Source organism: Polyangium sp. 15x6 (genome assembly GCF_029960785.1).
Taxonomy (GTDB): domain Bacteria; phylum Myxococcota_A; class Polyangia; order Polyangiales; family Polyangiaceae; genus Polyangium.
The window spans coordinates 1-20,246 of the sequence record NZ_JASBQE010000100.1; the positions used below are offsets into that span (position 1 = coordinate 1).

13 protein-coding genes and 1 riboswitch are annotated in these 20,246 nt (G+C 68.9%); of the genes, 3 read left to right on the forward strand and 10 right to left on the reverse strand.

Translation table 11 applies throughout. The features are described 5' to 3' along the window. Positions 1 to 118 precede the first annotated feature (118 nt). A riboswitch (guanidine-III (ykkC-III) riboswitch) is annotated at positions 119 to 183 on the forward strand. A gap of 22 nt (positions 184 to 205) precedes the next feature. Beyond that, entirely contained in the window at positions 206 to 520 is a 315-nt protein-coding gene (sugE, locus tag QHF83_RS42925) for a quaternary ammonium compound efflux SMR transporter SugE (RefSeq protein WP_282423892.1), read from the forward strand. Between the two features lie 22 nt (positions 521 to 542). Here the strand turns inward: sugE and QHF83_RS42930 are convergent, their stop codons facing one another. Next, the gene (locus QHF83_RS42930) at positions 543 to 1,229 is read right to left on the reverse strand and encodes a TetR/AcrR family transcriptional regulator C-terminal domain-containing protein (RefSeq protein ID WP_282423893.1); all 687 of its coding nucleotides are present in this window, start codon (positions 1,227 to 1,229) and stop codon (positions 543 to 545) included. 96 nt (positions 1,230 to 1,325) lie between these two features. On the opposite strand from QHF83_RS42930, the gene QHF83_RS42935 reads away from it, so the two are divergent. Further along, complete coding sequence (locus QHF83_RS42935; protein WP_282423894.1) at positions 1,326 to 2,303, forward strand: NAD(P)-dependent alcohol dehydrogenase; 978 nt, start codon at positions 1,326 to 1,328, stop codon at positions 2,301 to 2,303. A gap of 6 nt (positions 2,304 to 2,309) precedes the next feature. On the opposite strand, the gene QHF83_RS42940 is transcribed toward QHF83_RS42935, so the two are convergent. From QHF83_RS42940 to tssI (QHF83_RS42975), 8 genes are read right to left on the reverse strand one after another with little or no spacing between them, the layout of a single operon-like run. Next, positions 2,310 to 4,220: a DUF2169 domain-containing protein gene (locus QHF83_RS42940; RefSeq protein ID WP_282423895.1), complete on the reverse strand. Its 1,911-nt coding sequence runs from the start codon at positions 4,218 to 4,220 to the stop codon at positions 2,310 to 2,312. Positions 4,221 to 4,239: 19 nt separating this feature from the next. Next, entirely contained in the window at positions 4,240 to 4,641 is a 402-nt protein-coding gene (locus tag QHF83_RS42945) for a DUF4150 domain-containing protein (RefSeq protein WP_272424309.1), read from the reverse strand. A gap of 12 nt (positions 4,642 to 4,653) precedes the next feature. Continuing rightward, positions 4,654 to 5,313, reverse strand: coding sequence for a DUF3540 domain-containing protein (locus QHF83_RS42950; RefSeq protein WP_282423896.1), 660 nt, complete (start codon positions 5,311 to 5,313; stop codon positions 4,654 to 4,656). 22 nt (positions 5,314 to 5,335) lie between these two features. After that, the gene (locus QHF83_RS42955; protein ID WP_282423897.1) at positions 5,336 to 6,385 is read right to left on the reverse strand and encodes a pentapeptide repeat-containing protein; all 1,050 of its coding nucleotides are present in this window, start codon (positions 6,383 to 6,385) and stop codon (positions 5,336 to 5,338) included. Continuing rightward, a complete protein-coding gene (locus QHF83_RS42960) occupies positions 6,378 to 9,083 on the reverse strand; it encodes a DUF2169 domain-containing protein (RefSeq protein WP_282423898.1) in 2,706 nt (901 codons plus the stop codon). Before QHF83_RS42960 ends, QHF83_RS42955 begins: the two co-directional genes overlap by 8 nt. Before the next feature lie 25 nt (positions 9,084 to 9,108). Continuing rightward, positions 9,109 to 11,547, reverse strand: coding sequence for a type VI secretion system tip protein TssI/VgrG (tssI, locus tag QHF83_RS42965; RefSeq protein ID WP_282423899.1), 2,439 nt, complete (start codon positions 11,545 to 11,547; stop codon positions 9,109 to 9,111). A gap of 28 nt (positions 11,548 to 11,575) precedes the next feature. After that, on the reverse strand, positions 11,576 to 14,026 hold the full coding sequence (gene tssI / locus QHF83_RS42970) for a type VI secretion system tip protein TssI/VgrG (protein WP_282423900.1): 2,451 nt from the start codon (positions 14,024 to 14,026) through the stop codon (positions 11,576 to 11,578). 14 nt (positions 14,027 to 14,040) lie between these two features. After that, positions 14,041 to 16,497 carry a type VI secretion system tip protein TssI/VgrG gene (gene tssI / locus QHF83_RS42975; RefSeq protein WP_282423901.1) on the reverse strand — a complete coding sequence of 819 codons (2,457 nt, stop codon included), beginning with the start codon at positions 16,495 to 16,497 and terminating at the stop codon, positions 14,041 to 14,043. Between the two features lie 311 nt (positions 16,498 to 16,808). On the opposite strand from tssI (QHF83_RS42975), the gene QHF83_RS42980 reads away from it, so the two are divergent. Further along, the gene (locus QHF83_RS42980) at positions 16,809 to 17,885 is read left to right on the forward strand and encodes an STAS domain-containing protein (RefSeq protein ID WP_282423902.1); all 1,077 of its coding nucleotides are present in this window, start codon (positions 16,809 to 16,811) and stop codon (positions 17,883 to 17,885) included. A 6-nt stretch (positions 17,886 to 17,891) separates the two neighbouring features. Here the strand turns inward: QHF83_RS42980 and QHF83_RS42985 are convergent, their stop codons facing one another. Beyond that, positions 17,892 to 20,114 carry an MASE1 domain-containing protein gene (locus tag QHF83_RS42985; protein ID WP_282423903.1) on the reverse strand — a complete coding sequence of 741 codons (2,223 nt, stop codon included), beginning with the start codon at positions 20,112 to 20,114 and terminating at the stop codon, positions 17,892 to 17,894. Between the last annotated feature and the right edge of the window lie 132 nt (positions 20,115 to 20,246).

A 20,246-nucleotide genomic window follows, 5' to 3' on the forward strand; every position in this document is an offset into this window, starting at 1 on the left:
CCGCGGGGGACGCCTCGCGTCCCCCTCTCGTCCGGGCAAAGCCCGGCCGATTCACCCCCCGAGGGAAGATCGCTTCGCGATCTTCCGAGCATCGAACCGGTCGATGCTCTAGGTTCCCTTCCGCCGGCTGACAGCCGGCCCGGACGAGACGCGCCGTACCCGGTCAGGCCAAGACGACGCACCCCGAAGGAAAGGAGTGCGTGTCATGGCATGGGTATCACTCATCGTCGCAGGGCTGCTCGAGGTCTGCTGGGCCATCGGATTGAAGTACACGAACGGGTTCACGCGCCCGCTCCCGAGCGCCCTGACGATCGCGGCGATCGTGGCGAGCATGTATTTGCTCGCGTTCGCGACGAAGTCTCTGCCGATCGGGACAGCGTACGCGGTGTGGGTGGGCGTCGGCGCGCTGGGCACGGCCATCGCTGGCATCGTGCTGTTCGGGGAGTCGGCGGCGCCGGCGCGGGTCGTGTTTCTCGCGCTCCTGCTCGCCTCGATCGTCGGCTTGAAGGCGAACGGGTGAGCGCGGACCGCCGCCGGGCGTGTCACGACGAGCTGCATCGTTGCCGGAGCCGCTCCAGTCCGTCGAGGAGCAGCTCCAGCCCGAACAGGAAGTCGTGCACGCCGCGGTGGGCGCCGTCGATGACGAGCTCCGTCAGCGCGCGCATGTAGGGGTATTCGTCGGCGGGGAGCCGCGGGAGGAACATCTTCGCCGCGCTCGCGTACTCCGAGGGATCGAGCGGGAAGTTGAGCTCCTGCATCGTGAACCCGTAGATGTGGCTGTCGATCGCGTTCCACGCGCGATCGGCCATCTCGTAGGAAAAACCCGCCTCCCGCAGGCAGCCGAGCGTCGCATTGATGTAGCGGAGCATCGCCGGCCCCACGTTGACGCGTGATCCGACCAGCATCGGAGCCCACGAGTGGCGCAAGAAGACCTCGTGGGCCGACGTCGCGCGCTTGCGCATGGCCGTCTTCCAGTCGGCACCGCCGACGGCGGGCACTTCGATCTCCGCCACGACGAGGTCCACGATGCCGTCGAGCAGGTCGTCCTTGCTCGCGACGTGGTTGTAGAGCGACATCGCCTCGACCCCGAGCTCCTGCGCGAGCCTGCGCATGGAAAGCGACGCGAGGCCCTCCTCGTCGGCGAGGCGGATCGCGGCGCGGAGGATGCGCTCCCGCGTGAGGGGGTCGCGCCGGGGCGCGCGCCTTTCGGGATTTTTGGCTTTGGCCATCTCTTTTCGCGCTCCCACCTTGACAGACTTACGGTGTAAGCACAAGCTGGACTTACACCGTAAGTTCGACACGCCATCGCGACCAGGAGACGGACCATGCACGCGCTCGTTCAACCCGAATACGGCTCGCCCGACGTCATGCGGCTCGAGGAGGTCGAGACGCCGACCATCGGCGACGACGATGTTCTCGTCCGCGTGCATGCCGCATCGGTGTGCAAGGGCGACGTGCACCTGCTCACGGGCAAACCCTACCTCGTGCGGCTGGGCTTCGGCCTGCGGCGGCCCAAGCATCGCATTGCAGGGCAAAACGTGGCCGGCACGGTCGAGGCCGTCGGACGCAACGTCACCGCGATGAAGCCGGGCGACGAGGTCTACGGCCAGGTGACCTGCGGCGGATTCGCCGAATACGTCCGCGCGCGCGAAAGCGAGCTCGCGCCGAAGTCGACGAGGCTCACGTTCGAGCAGGCGGCCGCGATGCCCGACTCGGGCATGACGGCATTGCAGGCACTGCGCGACGCGGGGCGGCTACGGGCGGGACAGCGGGTCCTCATCAATGGTGCGTCGGGGGGCGTCGGATCGTTCGCGGTTCCGATCGCCAAGTCGATGGGAGCCGAGGTGACGGCCGTGTGCAGCACGCGGCACGTCGACAAGGTGCGGTCGATCGGCGCCGACGAGGTCGTCGATTACACGAAAGAGGATTTTACGAGGCAAACCGGGCGCTTCGACGTGATGCTCGACCTCGTGGGAAACCGCTCGCCTTCCGCGTGCAAGCAGGTGCTGAAGCCGACGGGCACGTACGTGTCGTCCGCCGGTTCGCCGGGCGGACAGTGGATCGGGCCGATCGTCTGGATCATGAAGGTGCTGCTCGCAGGCGCGTTCGCGAGCCAGAAAATGAAGCCGTTCCTCACCCAGCCGCGGCGCGAGGATCTGATTGCATTGAACGATCTGGTGGAGGCCAACGCGCTTTTGCCGGTGATCGAGCAGGAATACTCGCTCCGTGACGCCGCGGAGGCGATGCGTCACGTGGCCGAAGGGCATGCGCAGGGGAAGACCGTGATCGTCGTCCGGCGGTGAACGAGGTCAGGCGCGCTTGTTCGTGCGGAATACGTCGAGCGCTTTGACGGCCCCGCCGGCCGCGCCTGTGTCTCCGGCGGCGTTTTTCGCCCAGGAACGCAGAATGGGCATCAGCGCCGGCCGCTGAATCCGGAGCTCGTCGAGCACGGCGTTCGCCTGCCCCCGCACGAGCGAGGCCATGATCCGCGCATACTCCTCGGCCGTGATGGGCCCCCGAAACCCTTCCACCGCCGCGACGTACGCGCGGTCGTATTTGGTTCGCTCTTCATGCTCCCCGCGGGACGATTCGTCCGCGAGCGCGCGCGAAAAACGGAGCTCGAGCGCCGCGAACGTCCGCTCCGACAGTTCATTGCGCCGCAAAAGGTCGGCGCGGCTCTCGCGTCGCTCCGCGATTTCGGCCGAGAGCGTGGCGAAACGATCGATCGTGAAGGTCGCCGGATCGAGCTCGGGCAGCGGCTCCGGCGCGATCTCGACGGGCGCTGGAGGCGGAGGCGCGGGCGGGGCGGCGATTTCGAGCGGCGCGGCGAGTTCGGGCGGCGCGGCGGCGCGGACCGTCGCGAGGGGCCCGATCATCGGCGGAGCCGCCGGCAGGCCCGGCGGGACCATGTCCGGCGGCGGGGGGCGCGAGGCGGGCGGCGGATCGAAGTGCAGCGCCGGAGCCGGCGGCGGCACGGAGGACGGGGGCCGCGAGGGCGGCGGCGCAGGCGGCGGCGCGGGCAAGGCCGCCCCCACGACGGCGAGCGGGGCCTTCACGAAGGGCAGCGCCGCCCCCGGATCGACCCGCAGAGGCTCGCCCGACAGGCTCGTGGTGTCCTCGACCGAGAGGGCGTCCGCGGAGTCCCCCGGCGCGAACGGCAATGCGGGGGACACCGCAGCCTGCTGGCTCGAGCGCCAATCGAGCTGCACGGTCCCGGGCGCGCCGGGGCCCGAGAGCTGCCGATCGCTCTCCTCGGTCGTCACCACGACGCACCCGTCCTCGTTCGGCGCCGAAAGCGGCACCGTGCCCCGCCAGGTGAGCGAACAGATGCCCCGGTTCGTGTCGATGAACAGCGTATCGCACCGGAAACGCAGATCGGCGGGCGCTCCGCTCTTCTGCACGAGCGCGCGTGGCTTGATCAGGAGCAGGCGCGTCGAGAGCTGCGGCGTGTGCGGGTGGAGGTTCGTCAGCGAGATCCGCTCGTCCCCCCGGAGCTCCGCGACCCGCTGATCGAGCGGCGCCGCGTTGAAAAACGACGCGTCGATCCCGGCGGGCAAGGGTCCCTCCCCCAGGCGGTGCGGATCCCAGCCTCCCGCGTGCCGGGGCAGTTTGTCGCTGCGCTCGGGCCACGTCGGCGCGATCGGCCCGAAGCCGACCGGCGGGATCACGTCCGAAGGCCTCGACAGGCGGAATCCCGGCGGCACGAGGTTCGGCACGCGCCGGAGGTGCCGCGGGTCGGGCGGCGCGTTCGCCTGCACGCCGACCGGGTTCGTCGTCCCCGGCCCGCCCGCGGCCCGCTCCCAGCGAAGCGCGATCCGGCCCGCCGGGGGCTCCTCGAGCAGGCGCCCGTCCATGGTCCACGCGCGCTCGCCGTGCACCTCGATCGTCTTGTCGAGCACGTCGGAGATCACGAGCCGCGCGAAAAAAGGCCCGCTCTGCGCGGCGTGATGCGCGTAGGCGTGGCCGACGAGGAGGATGTCCACGCCACGCTTGAACGGGGCGAGATCACTCGCCGCGCTCAGGCTGCGTCGCTCGTCGTCGTCCCAGTACTCGTCGTGCTCGTTCGGATCGTCCTGCTCCTCGGCGAGGACCGACAGTTCGGGGCCGAGGGCGAAGGTCGCCTTGCAGACGACCGTGAGCGCATACGCGCCCTCCCGCGGCTGCCAGAGGAGGGAGCCGACACGAAGGGGACACGCCGAGACGACTTCGATCGAGGCCATGACGAAAGCGCCGCGCGCCTCAGGGTGCCAGGAGCAGGACGCGCACCTGGCTCGGGACGATGCGCATCCCCGGCGCGTTCGTGCTGTTGTGGATGTTCACGCTCGTCAGGCGCGTGCCCGGCAGGCCGCCCACGAGCACGGAGAACGCGGCCGTGAGGCTGCGCGTCGGGCCCATCACGGTCCCGGACGCCACGCCCGTCGCGATGCCCGGATTGTCTCCCAGGCTGATCGGGATCATCGTCGCCAGGTTGTGCGCGGGCGTGCCGCCATAAAGCACGACGGGGACGAACGGGATCCCGAGCGGGCCGATGGAGAGGTTCGGATACGGGATCGGGATCGGCGCGGGCGCGGGCGGCACGGGGGTCAGGCACACGTCCGGGAAGCCCAGGTTCAGCCCACCCATCTGCGAGTTCGCGAACATGGTCCGTGCCTCCTATCCGAGCTGGATCTGCTTGCCGTCGACCTTGATGAGCTCCTCGGCGTGCACGACCGCATGCTCGGCGCGCATGGCGAGCGTCGTCTCGGCCGCGTAGTCGACCTTGTTCGCCTTGAGCTGGTCGATGTCCTCGACGGTGCGGAACGAGCGTTTTACGCGCTCGGACACGCGCTCGAAGATCGACTCCCGCGTGGTGCCCACGGTCTTGATGGCCTCGATCTCGGCCTTGAGGCGATCACCGAGGTAGGCGAGCTTCTGCACGAAGAGCTTGCCCTCGAGCGCGCTCACCGAAAGCGCCCGGCCGACGAGGCTGATCTCGTCGCCCGACGCGACGCTCACGCCCTTGGCTGCGCGCAGGCCGAGCTTGCCGGAGCCTGTGACGAGGTCGAGATCCCCTTCGACCTCGATCAACGTCTTTGGCTTCGCCTCGCTCTCGGCGCCTTCGAGCACCGCGAGCACGAAGCATCGCCCCCCGGGGCCGAAGGAGCAGAGCACCGCATCGCCCGGAGCGGGCGCGACGAGGCAGCTCTTCGCGCGCCGGGCCGCGCAATCGAAATCACCCACGCGGATCGTGACGACCCCGTCTTTCACGTCGACGACCGTCCCCTCGTCGATCGTCGTGAGCTCGCGATTCAACTTCCGTGCGGCGCTGTGCATGGCGTCTCTCCTGATCGAAGGGTCAATACGGCGGGTTCCAGTCCTCGGACGTGACGACCTCGGCCTCGTCTCCGAGGGCGGCGGCGCGGCTGCACCAGATCGTATCCTTGTCTTTGACGCGGTGGAAACGCGTCCGAAAGACCTTCGCGCCCGTGAAGTCGGCCGCCGAGACGTCCGCGTGCGTGAAGTCGGCGTAGGTCAGATCGCAGCCGGAGAGCCGCGCTCCCTCGCACGCGGCGCGGTGGAAGATGGCCTCGTCCACGCGCGCGCCCGAGAGATCGGCGAGCGGCATCTTGGCGTCGGCGAAGAGCGCCCGCGTGAGGCACGCCTTCGTGAAGGTCGCGCGCGCCATCTTCGCCTCGACGAAGATGGCCTGCTGCGCCTCCGCGCCGTCGAAACGCGCGCCAGCGAGGTTCGCGCGCATGAAGTTGCACTGACGCACGATCGCCCGCTCGAAGGAGGCGCCCTCGAGGTCTCCGTCGATGAACTGCGAGAGCGTCAGATCCATCGCCGCGAAGCTCACGCCGCGGAGCTTGGCGCCGAGGAAGAGCGTGTTGTCGAAGCGCGCCTCGGCGAAATCGGTCTTCTCGAGATCGGCCTTGTAGAGCGTCGTCTGCTTGAGGCACGCCCGGGCGAGGATCATGCCCGTCACGTTCGACTCGACGAACCCGGCGCGATCGAGGTTGCAGCCCGAGAGATCGGCGCGCGTGAGGTCGCTCTCTGCGAACCCCGAGATCACGAGGTCGGACCCGGCGAACCGCGCCTCCGTGAGATCGCACTGGTAAAACTTCACGACGGGCATGTTCCCGCCGCGCAGATCGGCGCCGCGCAGGCTCGAACGATTGAACACGGCGTGGCGCAGGTTCGCCTTGTCCATGCGGGCGCCCTCGAAGTCGCACTCGCTGAGCACGCTCTCCTTGAACAGGCATCCGCCGAGGTTCGCCCCGCGAAACGAGACGTTCTCGAAGATGCCGCCGGAGAGATCGGCGCCCGCGAGATCCAGACCCGAGAGGTCGACGCCGGAGAGGATCTCCCCGCCCTTGACCATCTGCACGAGCTCGCTCTTATCCACGGCTCTCCTTGCTGCCCGGCTTGATCACGGCGCGCGGCGCGCTCGGATCCACGGTGGCGAGCGCGCCTGCGCTGCCCTTCGGCGAGACGCGGACCTGCGTGACGAGGGCATCGTAAAAGCTCGTCTTGTCGTCGCCGACGGCGCGCAGGAGGTCGGCGCGGAAGAGGTTCGCGCCCTTGAAATCGGCGCGACCGAGCTTGGCCTTGAGGAAGATCGCGCCCTCGAGGTTCGCCGCGACGAGGCTCGCGCCCGTCAGATCGGCGCGCATGAACAGCGCGTTCTTGGCGACGGCGCGGTAGAGCTTTGCTTCCCGCAAGACGCACTTCGAGAGGTCGGAGGACGAGAGCGTCGCGCCGCTGAAATCCGCGTGGCTGAAGTCGGCCTCGCGCAGCGTCGCCGCGGCGATCGTCGCGCCCGTGAAGTCGGCGCCGACGAAGGTGCAGGGCTCGGCGAGCCGCATCCCGCAGAGGTTCGCCTGCAAGAACGACGCGCCGTCGAGCGTGCACCGCACGAGCGAGGCGTGCTCGAGCGTCGCGTTCGCGAAGTTCGCGTTCCTGAGGTCGACCTCGACGAGCATCGCGTGCACGAACGTCGACGCCCGCAGATCACAGCCGCGGAGAAGGTTGCCCTTCATGATGCACTTATCGAAGCGCGCCCCCGCGAGGGCCGCTCCATCGAGCAGAACGTCGGAGAGGTCGGCGAGCTCGAACACGACGTCGCGGAACGACGCGCCCGTCAGATCGGCCTTGCCGAGGATCGCGCCGCGCAGCGTGACCCCGTCGAGCTTCGCGTTCTTGCCGTTCGAGGCGCCGAGGTTCGCCTCCGTGAGATCGGCGCCCGTGAGATCGGCGCCCACGAACGCGGCCCCTGCGAGCACCACGCGCGCGAGCTTCGCGCCCGAAAGGTTGGACCCCGAAAGATCGGCGTTCTCCAGGAACGCCTCCGTGAGGTCCACGCCGCGGAGATCCATCTCGGAGAGATCGGCCCCCGAGAGGTCGATCCGCGCGAGGCTCCGGCCCTCCGCGTGCGCGGCCGCGACGCGCCTGCGCAGCTCGCTGCGCGCGGGCTCTTCGAGGCGAGCGGGGCGGTACTCGGCGAGGTGGGCTCCGTCGCGATACGCGTTCCGCGCCTCTTCCTCGGTCTTCCGGAGCTTCTGCTCCGTGGCTGGATCCGCGAGCGCCGCGTCGAGATCGGGCGTCGCGACGTTCGCGTTGTGGCAGAGCGTCTGGATGTCGCGCAGGCGCTCGAGCTCCTTGTCCGCGGAGAACTTCGGCGGCCCGGCGGCCTCCTTCTTCATCCGCTGGACCTCGGCGTCGTAGTCGAGGCCCGCCGCGGCGTAGCGCTTGCGCGCGTCGCCGAGCGCCTTCTCGTGCGCCGCGTCCATCTTGCGTTGCGCCTCCGCGAGATCCCGCTCCGAGCGCTCCACGAAGTCCGGAAGGTCCCCGAACGAGGGCCCGTCCACGGGCTTCGGCCCCTCCACGACCGGCACGAGATCCGGATCTCCGCCGGCCTCCACGATGGCCGCGCGTGTCTTCTCGGCCTCGCGCCGCGCACGCTCCGCGAGGTTTTTCTGGAGCAGGTTCTCCGAGCGCGTGAGATCGAACATCGCGTCGATCTCCCCGCCCCCCGAGGCCTTGCCGCCCGCGTCGGGCGGCAGGAGATCGCCGTCGCGGAACACCTCGGAGGCCTCGCGTTTCGGATCGAGCCTGCGCGCGAGCACGGCGCGGTAGTGCTCGATCGGCCGGGGCGCCGCGCGATCGTCGGCGGCGACGAGCAGGTGCAGGATGTCGTCGGCGTCGTCCTCGGCGATGGCCCAGAGCCCGCGGAAGGAGAGCGCCACGCGCTCGTGGTGCGGGAAGAGCTGCACCGTGTCGAGATGCAGCGGGATCTCGCGGAACACGTCGCCCTCGGCCATCCGTTGGGTCACAAAACATCGACCGATGACGCCCGGCAATCGCCCCTCGATCCGAGGTTTGTCGGGGTGCATGTTCTCGACGAGGATCTCCTCGACGCCCTCGAAATAGCCGGCCGCGAGCTTCTGATCGTTCGGCGCGGCGTTCCACATGGAGAGGTCCATGTCCTTCGCCAGGCCCGGCAGCTCCTCCCGCATCCACTTCGTGTCGTAGGTGCCGATCTTCGGCCACCGCTGGGCCCAGAGCAGATCGTAAGGCCCGAAGCCCGCCGGCGGCGGCCTATCGGAGGTGCCCTTGATGAGCTTGTCCGGCAGCTCGATGTTCGGCAGCCGGTGCACCGCGCGCCCGTCTTCCTTCGTCGGCGCAAACCCCACGCCGATCGGGTTCTGGGGAAACCCTTCGCCGCCGAAGGACCGGTCGTAGCGGATGGGCATCTCGGTGAAGAGCTCGGGATCACTCGGCGTGCCATCGCGCCGGAAAACCCGATCGCCGATGACGTAGAGCGTCTTGTCGATCGGGCCGACCTTCACCCGCACCGAGGCGGCGGGCCGCGGGACGCGGCCCTGCGTGTAGCAGCGGCCGTGGACGAGCACCTCGCCGCGCTGCTTGGGCATGCACTCGTCGATCACCGCCTCCTTGCCGAGCTCCGCGGCCGCGAGGCGCCAGAGCTCGACCTCGGAGAGGAGGTTTCGCGCGGGGCCGAGTTCGCAGAACACGAAGATCGTCGGGACGAAGTAGTGCTTGCGATCGAGCTCGAACGTCCGCGTCAGGACGCCGAGCTTCATGGGCTTGATCGTCTTCAAGATGCCGTCACGTGAACGTATGCACGCCCGAGGGGTGGATGAGGACGCCGATCGCCACGAGCTTCACCCCGTCCTCGTCGAGCTTCGCGCCCGCGGCCGTGGACTTGAGGCCCGTCGTGCGGAGGTTCAGGCCCGTGAACGAGATGGCCGTGCCCTTCGCGGAGGCCGTGAGCGCGCCGTAACTCGAGGACTTGCCCGTCGCCGCTGCTTTGAACACGAACATGTTGAGCTTCACCCCGACGAGGTGCAGCTTGATCAGCATGTTGATGTCGAGGCTCGACGCCTGGTGGGTGATCGGGCCCGCCGCGACGTGGATGGTCGCCGCGCCGACGTCCACGGTCTCCGAGCCGCCGATCTCCGTGTCGTAGTTCCCGCCGACGAGCTCACCGAGCACGGCCCCCGCGTGGATGGTCCGCGCGCCGGCGATGTCCGTCGTCTGGTTGCCGCCGTAGTCCTGAAGAACGATCGCCCCGACGGTCTGATCACGCGTCGCGCCGTACGTCTCGGTCCAGTCGGCCGCGATGCTCGTCGTCCGCGTCGCGCCGTACGTCTCGCCCACGTCGCCGGAGACGCTCTCTTTCAGCGAGCCGCCGACGATGTTCGCGTGGCTCGCGCCCGTCTGCCGCGCCTCGTTGCCGCCGATGATCACGAGCCGACTGCCGCCGATCATGCGGATCTGGTTCGCCCCGATGGTCTCGGTCTGGTTTGCGCCGACGTTGAGCGTGTCGTTCGCGCCGATCTGGATGGTCTGGTTGCCCCCGATCTCCTCGGTGTTGTTGGCCCCCACGGTCATGAGCGCGTCGGCGCCGACGTTCTCCACGCGCTCGCTCCCGACGTTCGTGACCATGTCCTTGCCGGCGTTCGTGTAGATGCGCTCGCTGCCGGCCGTGTCCTCGAACGAGATCTCGTTGCGCACGCCTCCGCCGGGCGTCGAGAGCGACCACATCGTGCTGTGCGTCGGGTTCGTCTGCGCGGGGCGGTTCTTGCCGTTGTAGACGCGGCCCGTGACGAAGGGGCGATCGGGATCGCCGTCCTCGAACTCGACGATGACCTCGCTCCCGACCCGCGGGTGCCAGAGGCCGCCCTGGCCGCCGCGCGCGAACGGCTCGCTCACGCGGACCCACTTGCTCGAAGGCTCCTTGGCGAGCCGTTTTTCCTCCGTGTCCCAATGAAATCGGAGCCGCACGCACCCGATCGATCGCGGGCCCCCGAGGTTCACCTCGGCCCCGCGCGCGCTCGGCTCCGCCGTCACGAAGGCGGTTTGCGATCCGAGGATCCGAGGCTTGCGTGTCCTTCGCGCGGGGCGGTAGCGGCTCTCGGAGACGTCACTCCCGCGGCCGCGGCAAGCGCACTCGATCTCGACGCGGAACGGCTCCGCCGGGGCGCCGCCCGCATCGACCGAGAGCACGCCTTGCTGATGGCCGACGGCACGCAGGCGCGTGACGAGGTACTCGCCCTCGTACCGGGCCTTGGGGTGCTCCAGCGTGAAGATCGATCCGGCCGAGAGCACGCGCGTCACCCCCTCGCCGACGGCGAAGGAAGCCTCGGTGTGCAGTTCGTCGAGCCTCGCCTCCGCGAGGGACGCTCCGAGCTCGGCGCTCTCGAACGAGCCGCCGTGGAAGGCGTACACGGACAAATCCTGCGAAACGCCCGAGAGCGCGTCCACGTCGAGCGCGGGCTTCTCCCAGCTATACGCCCCGAGGTGAACCTTGGTCTCACGCAACCGCGCGCCGAGGCGGAACGTGCCGATCGCGCGGCCGGGTTTGCCCGGACCGAACACGTCGTCGCCCGGGATGCGCGATCGGCCGAAATCCTTGTCCGAGAGCACGAGCAGGCTCGCGTCGTCGGTGTGCTCGAAGTGGTAGCTGATCCCCTCTTCTTCGAGCAGCCGCGCCACGAAATCGAGATCGCTCTCGTTGTACTGGACCACGTACGGCCGCGCCTTCGGATCGTCGAGCCGGCTGCCCTTGATCCGGAACGTGAAGCGCTCGGCCGCGGCCGTGAACGCAGGCGGGCCAACCGGCGGATCGAGCGAGGCGCCCGAGGCGAGCGTCATCCCCGCGTCGGTGCGGAGCACGCTCTCGAGGATCTGCCGGAGCGTCTTGTCGAGGAAGATGCGGCTCCGCGTGCGGTATCGCGCGCGCGCGAGCGGCGGCTCGAGGACCACGCGGTAGACCGAGCCCTCGGGGACGGTGGTGAGGTCCTCGGCCTCGGTGACGACGCCGTGCACGACCTTCCACGCGGGCGTCGAGGCCGTCGCGATCCAGAGGCTCGCGCGCTTGCCGATCATGGCTTCGGGATCGAGATCGACCTCCTTCGCGAGGAGATGGACCTCGTAGCGGAAGAGGCGGCTCATCCCCTCCTCGCCCTCGAAGCGCGCGACACGCAAGGGCTCCGGGGCCTCGGCCTCGTCCTCCCACGCAAACACGAAATCGTCGGTGTTCATCGGTGTCCTCGTGCCAGCGCGAGCGCCCTCAAAGCTTGATGATGAGCCCGACCCTCGTCTTGACCCCGTTGTTCTGCATGTGCCCTCCGTCGACGCGCGTGAGCAGGCCGAAGAAGTCCACGTCCGCGCCGACGAACTCCACGTTGAGCCCGGCGGCCGCGGCGCTCACGCCCATCGTCGACGACGAGTACCCCGTGGCGCCGAGCGCGATCCCGCCGATGGTCACGTCGAGGCCCGTGATCGTGTACTTGGCGACGTCGACGTCGCTCCGGTTCGCGTCGAGCGCCTTGTACCGAGGCGCGAGGTAGATCGCGCCGCCGCCCGTCGTGAGCGTGTGGTCGGCGGCGACCTTCGTCGTCACCGAACCTGCCACGATGCGGATCGAAGCGGCGGAGACCGTCGTGTCGAGGCTCGCGCACGAGAGATCACGGTTGCCCCCGACCATCTTGAGGTGCGCCGCTCCGAACGACTGCGTGTGCGCGCCCGTGATCGTCGTGGTCCGGTTCCCGCCCACGCTCTCCGTCTCCGACGCGGCGACGCTCGTCGTCAGCGTGCCGCCGATCTCTTCGGTCACGCCGCCGCCGACGAGCTCGCTGTGCGCGGCGGCGATCGTGATCGTCTGATCCGCGCCGACGAAGTGCCCCTCGTTTCCGCCGATCACCGTCATCGCGTTCGCGCCGATCGTCGTCGACACGTTCCCCCCGATGAGGGCCGTGTCGTTGCCGGCCACCGTGACCGTCTCGTCGCCGCCGATCGTCACGGAGCAGTTCGCGCCGATGGTCTCGGTGTCGTTCGCGCCGACCTTCATCGCGCTGTTCGCGCCCACGGTCTCCGTGCGCTCGTTGCCGACGTCGGTCTCCATGTCCTTGCCGGCGTTCGTGTAGATGCGCTCGGCGCCCGAGGTGTCGTCGAACGTGATCTCGTTGTGCACGGCGCCGCCGGGGCTCGCGTTCGACTTCAGCGTGCTCACCGTGGGCGCGCCGCCGTGGTACGGCCGGTTCTTGCCGTTGTAGACGCGGCCGACGACGAGGGGGCGATCGGGATCTCCCTCCTCGAAATCGACGATGACCTCCGTGCCCACGCGCGGGTGCCATACGCCGCCCATGCCGCTGCCCGCGAAGGGCTCGCTCACGCGCACCCAGGCGCTCGACGGCTCCTTCGCGAGCCGCGCCTCGTCCGTGTCCCAGTGGAACCGGAGGCGCACGCAGCCGATCTGCGCGCCCGCCGGGCCGCCGATGTGGATCTCCGCGCCCGACGACGACGGATCCGCGGTCACGATGGCCGTTTGTGTACCAACGATCCGTGGCCTCGGCGTGACGCGCGGCGGGCGGAACCCACTCTCCTCGATCGAGGTCCCCTGCCCGCGCCGCGCGCATTCGAACCGCGCAAGGAAAGGCTCGCTCGCGCCGCCGTCCGCGCCGCTCGGCAGCACGCCCGCTTGCTCGGCCACGACCTCGAGCGAGGTCACGAGGTACTCGCCTTCGAGGCGCGGCTTCTTGTGTTCGAGCTTGAAGATCGTCCCGGCGCCGAGGACCCGCAGGTGCCCCTCGCCCCGCGCGAACCGTGCCTCGGTCCTGTGCCGTTCGAGCCGCGCCTTCGCGAGCGGCTTTCCCTGGCTCGATTCGTCGGGATAACCGCCCGGATACACCACCTCGAAGAGGTCCGCGTCCTTGCCGCCGGCCCACGCGGCCATCTCGAGGCCCGGCTGCTTCCAGTTGTACTCGCCGAGCGAGACCGCCTCGGGCCGCATCCTGCCGCCCGTGAAGACCCCGCGGATCTCGCGCCCGTCGATGCCGATGCCGACGAGGTCCGGCAAAAGGCGCGGGCGGCCCGCGTCGCCGTCCGAGAACACGAGCAGGCTCGTCTCCGCGCCGTTCTCGACGTGGTAGGTGATCCCTTCCTCCTCGAGCAGGCGCGAGACGAACGCAAAATCGCTCTCGTTGTACTGCACGACGAACGGCCGAACGCGCCGGTTGTCGAGCCGCGAGGTGTCCTCGACGCGCCACGCGAATGCTTCCTTCGCGGGCGCGAAGCCGGCGTCGCCGAGATCGGGCGCGGGCGCCTCGGCGCCCGCCTCGCGGACGAGCGGATCGCCGAGGAGCACGGCCGAGACGATCTCGCGCAGCGTCCTGTCGAGGAAGATCCTGCACCGCCGTCGATGCAGCGCGCGCGCGAACGGCGGCGCGAGGACGACACGCAGCGTGCGTCCCTCGGGCAGCCGCGAGATCTCCTCGGCCTCCACGACGATGCCGTGCACGGTCTTGAAGACAGGCGCCGAGAGCGTCGCGATCCGCAGCGTCGCTCGTTTGCCCACGAGCGCCGGAACCGCGATGGTCCCGGCTGGATCGAGCAGGAGGATCTCGTAGCGGTAGAGCGACGAGAGCGCCTCGGTCCCGCGAAACCGCGCGACCCGCAGGGAGGCCCAGGGGTCGGCCCCGATGGCCTCTTCACAAGCGAACGTGTAGTCGAAGCTCGGCATACGTCCTCTTGGTCTCAGGCCTCGACGTTCGGCCCGCCGCCCTGGTTGTCCACGCCCGACGCGAAGAGCCCGACGGCGGCGATCTTGAGGATCCCGCCGCACATCCTCTTCTCGAAGCCGTACGCGCTCGGGCTCGCGCCGCTCTTCGACTTGGCGAGCCCCGTGACGTCACGGGTCATGCCGATCGCCTCCAGCGTGATCACGTTGTACGACGAGGAGGATCCCTGCGCGTCGAGCTTCGCGCTCTTGATGTCGTCCTCGAACGCCGAGAACGTGAGGTGCAGCGGACCCGACCGCGTGATCGAGCCGCCGACCTCGAGCGTCTGCGGTCCACCGCTCGCCTCGATCTCGACCGCGCCCACCTTCGTCGTGACACTGCCCGTCACCACGGTGCTGTAGTTGCCGCCGATCATCATCAGTCGCGCGGCGCTCACGTCGAGCGCGTGCGAGGCCGCGCTCTCGGTCACGTTCCCGCCCACCGAGACCTTCATCATCGCGCCGAAGCTCTCGGTCACCGCGCCGCCCACGATCGTCTCGCGCGAAGCCCCGTACGACTCGCTCACGTCCGCGCCGACGCTCTCGGTGACGCTCCCGCCGACGCCGATCGTCTGGGAGCCGCCGACCATGTTCAGCTCGCTCGCGCCGACCGAATGCGCGAGGTTGCCGCCGATGATGGTCACCGCGTTGCCGCCGATCGTGATCGTCTGGTTTCCGCCGATCGTGAGCGTGTCGTTCGCGCCGACGTTCTCCGTGCGATTCGCGGCGATGGTCTCCGTGTTGTCGCCGCCGACGGTCATCTTCGCGTTCGACCCCACGCTCTCGCGCCGGAAGTTCGCGACGTCCGTCGTCTGATCCTTGCCGGCGAAGTAGTGCAGCACCTCGCCGCCGGCCGCGTCGCCGAACATGATCTCGTTGTACGTGCCGCCGCCGGGCGTCGAGAGCGACTTCATCGAGCTCTCGTGCCCCGCGCCGCGCGCAGGCAGGTTCGCGCCGTTGTAGACGCGGCCGACGACGACGGGTCTGTCGGGGTCGCCCTCGTCGAAATCGACGATCACCTCGTCGCCGACGCGCGGATGGAACACGGCACCCTCGCCGGCGCCGGCGAAGATCTGGCTGACGCGCACCCACAAGCTCGAGGGCTCCTTCGCGAGGCGCGCCTTCTCCGTGTCCCAGGGAAACCTGAGCCGCACGCAACCCACGCTGAGCCCGTCCGGCCCGCCGACGTTCACCTCGGCCCCGGAGGCGCCGGGATCGGCCGTCACCAAGGCCGTCTGCACGCCGCGAATGCGCGGCTTCGGCGTGCGAAGCGCCGGACGGAACCGCGACGGCTCGACGGCGCTCCCCGTGCCGCGCCGCGCGAGCTCGAAGCGCGCCTCCCACGGCACCGCGTCCTCGGCCGCCGGCTGCGACAGGACGCCCGCTTGCGCTCCGCGCGCATCGAGCCGCGTGACGACGTACTCGCCCTCGTGGCCCGGCTCCTCGGCCTCGAGCTCGAAGATCGATCCGGCCGAGAGCACCCGAACCGAGCCCGCGCCGGCCGCGTACCGCGCCTCCACGTGATACCGATCGAGCCGCGCGGACGCGAGCGGCTCGCCCTTGCCGGGAGCATCCGCGTACGCGCCGGGATAATGGTACTCGGCGAGATCGCCGCTGCCGGCCTTGGCCATGATGTCGAGGGTCGGCTTCCTCCAGTCGTGATCATCGAGCACGACACGCGTTGGACGCATCCGCGCGCCGAGCGCTACGTTGCTCACGCTCCGGCCCGGGATCGCAGCGCCGAGCTGCGCGGGCTCGAGGCGCGGCCGGCCGGCGTCGTGATCGGTCAGGACGAGCAGGCAGGTCTCGCGGCCGTTCTCGAAGTGGTAACTGATGCCCTCTTCCTCGAGCAGGCGCGAGACGAACGCAAAATCGCTCTCCTCGTACTGCACGACGAACGCTCGCGCGCGAGGATCGTCGAGCCGCGAAGTATCCGTCACGCGGAAGGTGAAGAGCTCGCGGGCGGGGGAAAAGCTCGGCGCGCTGTCGTCGTCTTCGACTTCGGCGGCGTCCCGGTGCTCCATGAGCGGATCCCCTGCGAGGACGGCCTCGAGGATCCGGCGGAGGCTTTTGTCGAGGAAGATGCGGCACCGCGTGCGGTGCTGCGCCCGCGCCCAGGGCGGGTCGAGGATCACGCGGAGGAGCGTGCCCTCGGGGACATCGGCGAGCTCCGAGGCCTCGCGGACGATGCCGTGAACGACCTTGAACGGCGGGTTCGACAGCGTGGCGATACGCAAGGTCGCGCGTTTGCCCACGAGATCCCGAGGATCGACGTCGGACGCGCCGGCCTTCGCGAGCAGGGTGATTTCGTAGCGGTACGGCTCGGAGAGCGCTTCCCGGCCTCGGAAACGCACGACCCGGAGCGCCCCCCACGCCCCGAAAGGCCCCTCGCCGGGGATGGCTTCGCATGCGAAGGCGAAATCGTCATTGGGCACGCGCGGGTTCCCCTTCCTCGATGGGGATGTTCACCTGGCGCAGGCAGGGTTTCAAGAGGGCGGTGGCGGCAGCGCGAACGTAAACGTTGACGCGCGCGGTAACCGTATGCAAGATTGCTCATTTTGGCGCGCGTCGCCGCAATCGATCCATTACGTATCGCGACGGAGGACACTCCCGATCCACACCCCTCGCGAAATCGGAGGCTCAAAGCCTTGCCTTGCCGGGCGGCCGGCAAGGCAGCGAGTCTTCGCTTACGTTTCTCCACACTTCCGTTTCAGACGATGTAGGATGCGCGCCGGAGAACGAGCCGATGATCGAGCGCGCGACCCTGGGCGGTGTGGAATTCGAATACGATACCGAGCGGAAGACGTTACGCATGGCCGGGAATCCCGGCATTTTCATCTGGGTCGAGAGTACCCTGGCCGGTCTGCTCTCGGGGCTGCAGCGCATGGTGGGCACCGAGCGGATACGGCTCTCGCTCCACGGCGGTGGGCGCGACGGCGTCGAGGAGGATTGGGGGTACATCTGCCAGTCTCCCACCTTCGAACAGGGCTTCGCCCAGCTCACCAAGGTGGCCGCGTCCGCCGGCTGGGGCGTCTGGGAGCTCGTCTCGCTCGATCGGAATGCCAAGGAGGCGCGCGTCCGTGCCCGAAATCACTGGGAGGCCGACTGCCAGAAAGCGCTCGGGGTGAGCTGGGGTTCGAGTTACCTCGGCGGCAAGTTCGCGGGGATCTTCCAGCGATTGTTCGGGGTCTCGCAATGCTGGGCCGAGCAGGTCGCATTCGCGGCGAAGGGGGAGGATTACGACGAATTCGTCATCCGCCCCTCGGAAGCGAGCCTGGAGGACCGCATCGAGCGCCTGCTCGGCACCGACGAGGCGACCAAGGCCGATCTGGCGGTGGCCCTCGAGCGGGTGCGCAAGGAGGTCGAGGAGCGCGCCGAAACCGAAAAAGAGCTGCGGGACAAGCTCGACCTCATCGCGCGTCAGGAGGAGGCCATTCGCGCCCTGTCCACCCCGATCATCGAGGTCTGGGACGGCGTGATCACCCTGCCGCTGATGGGCGTCGTCGATAGCCAGCGCGCCGCCGAGACCATGGAGCGGCTGCTCGAGGCAATCGTGCGGAAAAACGCGCGCAACGCAATCATCGATCTGACGGGCGTGGACGTGATCGACACGTCCACCGCCGATCACATCCTGCGGCTCGTCCGCGCCGCCGAGCTGCTCGGCGCGCGCTGCGTGATCACCGGCATCCGCCCCGCCGTCGCCCAGACGATGGTGTCGATTGGCATCGATCTGTCGAAGCTCGTGACGCTCGCCAGCCTGCGCGACGGCCTCTTGCTCTGCATGGGGGGAGCGCGCACGGGCAGTCGAGCGAACGTTCGGTAGAAACCGTCAGCTTTCCCCTTCCTTTCCAGCCGACCGCGGTGGCCCCGCGCGAGGCAGCTCCACCGTGAACATCGTTCCGCTGCCCACCGTGCTCTCGACACGAATCGAGCCGCCGAGGGCCTCGACGATGGATCGCACGATATAGAGCCCGAGACCGAGGCCGGCATAGGCGCGCGACGAGACCGCCCGCTCGAACCGTTCGAAGATGTACGGCAGGCGATCGGGAGGGATCCCGATGCCATGATCGCGCACCGTGAGCCGCGCCATTCCATCCGCCTCGCCGACCCAGATCTCGATCGGACGACCGGAGCCGAACTTGATCGCATTCGAGATCAGATTGGTGACGACCTGCTCCAGGCGGATGTGATCCCAGCGCCCGACCATGGATGGCTCGGCGTGCAACGTCATGGGACAGGCGGCCCGGGACAAGTCCTCCGTGAAGCGCTCGGTGACGTCACGGACGACGGCTGGGAGATCGACGTCCTCGATCTGCAAATGCATGCGCCCGGTCGTGATCCTCGTGACGTCGAGGAGCTCCTGGATCAGGCGCGCGAGCTTTTTTACTTGTCGCTCGACCCGCGTCAGGGACGGCGGGAATGAATCGCCTGATTGCATCGTGGCTCTCTTCAGCGTCTGCACGTCGAGCTGGAGGCTCGTCATCGGCGTATTCAACTCGTGCGACGCAATCGACAATATTTCGTCGCGCAGACGAACGGCAGCCTGCGCGTCACGATAGAGGCGCGCGTTGTCGATGGAGATGGCCGCGCGGCGGGCGAGCTCGGTCGCGAGCTCGAGGTCGGCGGTACTGTATTGCCGATCGGGCGTCGCGCAGCCGAGGGAGAGCACGCCGATCGTCTGTCCGCGAACCGAAAGCGGCACGGCCATCGCCGAACGCGTGCCGAGCGCTCGAATCAGGCGTGCATGCTCGTCATCGATGGAGTGCGCCCCGAGCACCTCGTCCGTGACGAGAGGCAAAAGCACGGGTTTGCCCGTGCGGAGGACACGACCCGCCGGCTGGGGCGAGCCCGCGTCGGCCGCGTAGTGCTCCTCGAGTCGACGGAGAAGCGCCTCATTGGAGGGATCACGATGCGCGCCGCCGAGACGCCGGATCACGTCACCCTCGCCGACGTCGATCACGCACCAATCGGCCATCGACTGCACGCAGAGCCGCGCCAGCGCAGCGAACCTCGTCGAAAAGTCCAGCGACTCCGAGAGGATCTCGGAGGCCGTGGCGAGAAACTTCATGCGCTGCTCCGCCCGCTCGGCGGCGGCTCGCGCCTTCTGTTCTTCGACGACGACCATCGCGAGGAGCAGGACGAGCAGATTGAGGACCGCGATATACGTCTGCACGGTCAGGACGCGCGCAGCCACGGACGTGCTCCCCATGGCGAAGGGGCCGCGGCCATGACTCGTGTGCAAGGTCGCCATGAAATCGACGATGACCGTGGCGGCCGTCGCGCCCCGAGGTCCGAAACGAATGGCCGCCCATGCCGTCAGGGGAAACAGAAGGGCGGGAAGCGCCGATTCGATCTCGCGCGGGCGCACGCTTCCGAATACCCAGAACGCCCCGACCGTCAGTATCACGAGCAGGCTCGCGGCTTCGGCTGCGCGGCCGGAGCGCGACGGCACAGGCTCCGGCTCGGTCCAGGTCAAAAAGAGCGGACACAGCAGGATGACCCCAAGGGCATCGCTGCTCCACCACCCGACCGCCACGTGCCAAAACGAGCGTTCGTCCAGCCAAGCGACGCTCGCAGCCGCCGCGACGAGGGTGCCGGGGATCGCCCCGACCACGGCACCAAGGAAAACCAGACGCACGAGATCCCATGGGCGCCGGAGCACGAAAACCGGGTGTGCCTGCCGGCGCAAGAGCGAGGCGCCCGTGAATGGCAGGAGACCCGCCGAGGCGCCCCAGGCCATGGCCAGGGCGAGCGGTTGCCCGTGCAGCAAGACGACCAGCACCTCTGCCAGAAAATTGACGAGGAGCCACGCGGACCAGTGGGCCGGCGTCGTGCGGAGAAACCACGCCATGGTCAGGCCGCTGGGCAACCAGAACACGGCGTTCTTGGCGGGCGGGAAGACGAAAAGGTAGCTCGCTTCCGAGAGACCGAGGTAGGCCAAAAAGAGCACGACGCAGGCGAGAATCGTCCGCGCCGGCTGGACGCTCATGAGCCAGCGGCGCAGCCCGCCCGCGACCACGCCGCTCTCGCAATCGACGGAAAGGGTCCCCATGCGGACCAAAAAACCTTCTGGCCCATACTACGATCGTAGGGCCGCGCGACCACGCGTCACCTTCCACTTCTGCCGCCGCTCCACTCTCGCCTGCGCGGCTGCTCCCTTGCGCTCGGTATGGCTCGTCCGGGC